Origin of the sequence: Mameliella sp. AT18 (genome assembly GCF_028807275.1) — a bacterium.
In the GTDB taxonomy this organism is placed as follows: domain Bacteria; phylum Pseudomonadota; class Alphaproteobacteria; order Rhodobacterales; family Rhodobacteraceae; genus Antarctobacter; species Antarctobacter albus.
Window position 1 is genome coordinate 1 of the sequence record NZ_JARAMO010000114.1, and the last position, 2,025, is coordinate 2,025.

General features: G+C 61.6%; 3 protein-coding genes and 1 pseudogene. All 4 read left to right on the forward strand.

Features of this window, described 5'->3' with window-relative positions:
- A pseudogene (locus PVW46_RS13400) lies at positions 1 to 219 on the forward strand (transglutaminase family protein); the annotation flags it as partial.
- A 140-nt stretch (positions 220 to 359) separates the two neighbouring features.
- Entirely contained in the window at positions 360 to 650 is a 291-nt protein-coding gene (locus PVW46_RS13405; RefSeq protein ID WP_069208594.1) for a hypothetical protein, read from the forward strand.
- Positions 647 to 862, forward strand: a complete 216-nt coding sequence (locus PVW46_RS13410; protein WP_043144793.1) for a hypothetical protein — start codon at positions 647 to 649, stop codon at positions 860 to 862. Before PVW46_RS13405 ends, PVW46_RS13410 begins: the two co-directional genes overlap by 4 nt.
- 8 nt (positions 863 to 870) lie before the next feature.
- Positions 871 to 1,806: a transglutaminase family protein gene (locus PVW46_RS13415; RefSeq protein WP_083242207.1), complete on the forward strand. Its 936-nt coding sequence runs from the start codon at positions 871 to 873 to the stop codon at positions 1,804 to 1,806.
- Positions 1,807 to 2,025 lie beyond the last annotated feature (219 nt).

A 2,025-nucleotide genomic window follows, 5' to 3' on the forward strand; every position in this document is an offset into this window, starting at 1 on the left:
CCAATGGATTTCGCCGCCTGGATGGAGGTGTTCCTGGACGGCCAATGGTGGGTTTTCGATCCGCGCAACAACACACGCCGCACCGGTCGTATCCTCGTGGCGCGCGGGCGTGACGCGGCAGACGTGCCGCTCACGCAAATCTTTGGGCCGGGCACGTTGTCGGGCTTCGAAGTCTGGACCCGCGATGTCCAAAGCGACGGCGAGGACAACCGGGCATAAACACCCGGCCAACTGACTTGGGCGACACGCTGGCAATACGCCATGCGACCCGCGCCGTAGACCTTCCGCAGCACGCGCCGGTCTGTCCAACGGGACAGGCCGTGTCGCGCGTGTTTCCTCAGAAATCAAGGAGTGTTTCCATGACACAACCGACCACCCCGACCTTCTTCTTTGACAACCCGTTCGATCTTCCCGGCTTTGGTGAAAGCATCGGCACGGGCGGTTTCCAACCTGTCGCCTTTCTCGATCAGATGCTGGCCGACCCGATGATCCGCCTCGTCATGACGGCGGACGGCGTTTCGGAAGCCGATCTCCGCCATCTGTACTGGTCCCGCGCGGCGCAAATGACGCAAACCACCCCGCAACGCGCGCCTGTCGACGATGGATCTGGCCCCTGTCCGGGAAGTCCGCGACCGGGGATCGGCGAATGAGCGACGAGATCAACACACTTCAAGGCAATTCCCACCCACGCGCAAAGGCGGACATCGCAGCCGATCGTATCTGTCTGTGCTGCCGCAAGACCTTTCCGAGTGCAGGCTTTGGCGAGCGCATCTGTCCGCGCTGCAAGGGATCGATAGCCTGGCGCGGCTCGGTGCCGGAAGGCGTTTCGACAGGGCGCCGTCGTGGCGGGCGATCAGCGTAGCGAAGTCCATGACCCGCCTGTCGATCATCCACAAAACCCGCTACACGTTTTGTCGCGACATCACCTTGGGTCGGCATCAACTTATGCTGCGCCCACGCGAGACACGGGATCTCAGCCTTGTCTCTTTCGATCTCGGGATCCGGCCCGCGCCCGTCCTCGACTGGTCGCACGATGTGGCCGGCAATGCCGTCGCCACTGCGCTTTTCCGGTCGCCGGCGCGCGAACTTGACATCACGGCAAGGATGGTAGTCGAGTTGCATGCGCCGGTCTGGCCGGTTTTCCCGATCGCCGCCTCGGCCATGCAGTTTCCCTTCACCTATTCACCGGATGAGCTGACGGACCTTGGCCCTCTTGCACAACCGCAATACTGGGATCAGTTCAAGCGCCTGCGTGGCTGGGTCGACCCGTTTGTCGCGCCGCAACCTACAGATACGCTGGCTCTGCTGAAGGACATCAGCAATGCCATCGCCGCGCAGATCCGTTATCAAGGCCGCGAGACCGAGGGAACGCAGGGGCCGCTCGAAACCCTCGATCGGGGCTGGGGGACCTGCCGTGATATCGCCGTTCTGTTTGCCGAGGCCGTCCGGCTCTTGGGCTTCGGGGCAAGGCTGGTCTCGGGTTATCTGTACAACCCGTCCGCCGAAAAAGTCGGCACGACGGATGCAGGCGCCACTCACGCCTGGGTCGAAGTTTTTGTGCCCGGCGCTGGATGGATCGCCTTTGACCCGACGAACAGATCCGTCGGCTCGGCCAACCTGATTGCTGTCGCGGTGGCGCGCAACATCCATCAGATTTCGCCCGTGTCCGGCAGTTTTCACGGCACCTATGCGGATTTCCTTGGACTCGACGTCACCGTCGATGTGCGCAGCGATGCGGACAATTCGACTGAAATCTCTCGCGTCGGAACCGACCTGCTACAGAGCAGCGTTGCGCCAGAAGCCTGAGGCACATCTTTCTTTGCTCGCGACCAACACCACCCTTGTGCTTTGCCGTCGGACACCCCATTTACAACAGGCCAATGTTTCTTCTCTTCGAATGCTGTCGCCGCTGACCCGGTTCCGGTTGATCGACTTGGATCGACTTTGCCGGGCTGTCGCGATCATGCGGGCAGCATTTCAATAGGAGACCACGGATATGGCCAATGGCACCGTGAAATGGTTCAA

Bases quoted from the DNA above. Each gene is read 5' to 3' on its own strand.
- PVW46_RS13415 (WP_083242207.1), top strand. From the start codon at position 871: ATGACCCGCCTGTCGATCATCCACAAAACCCGCTACACGTTTTGTCGC.
- PVW46_RS13410 (WP_043144793.1), top strand. From the start codon at position 647: ATGAGCGACGAGATCAACACACTTCAAGGCAATTCCCACCCACGCGCA.
- PVW46_RS13405 (WP_069208594.1), top strand. From the start codon at position 360: ATGACACAACCGACCACCCCGACCTTCTTCTTTGACAACCCGTTCGAT.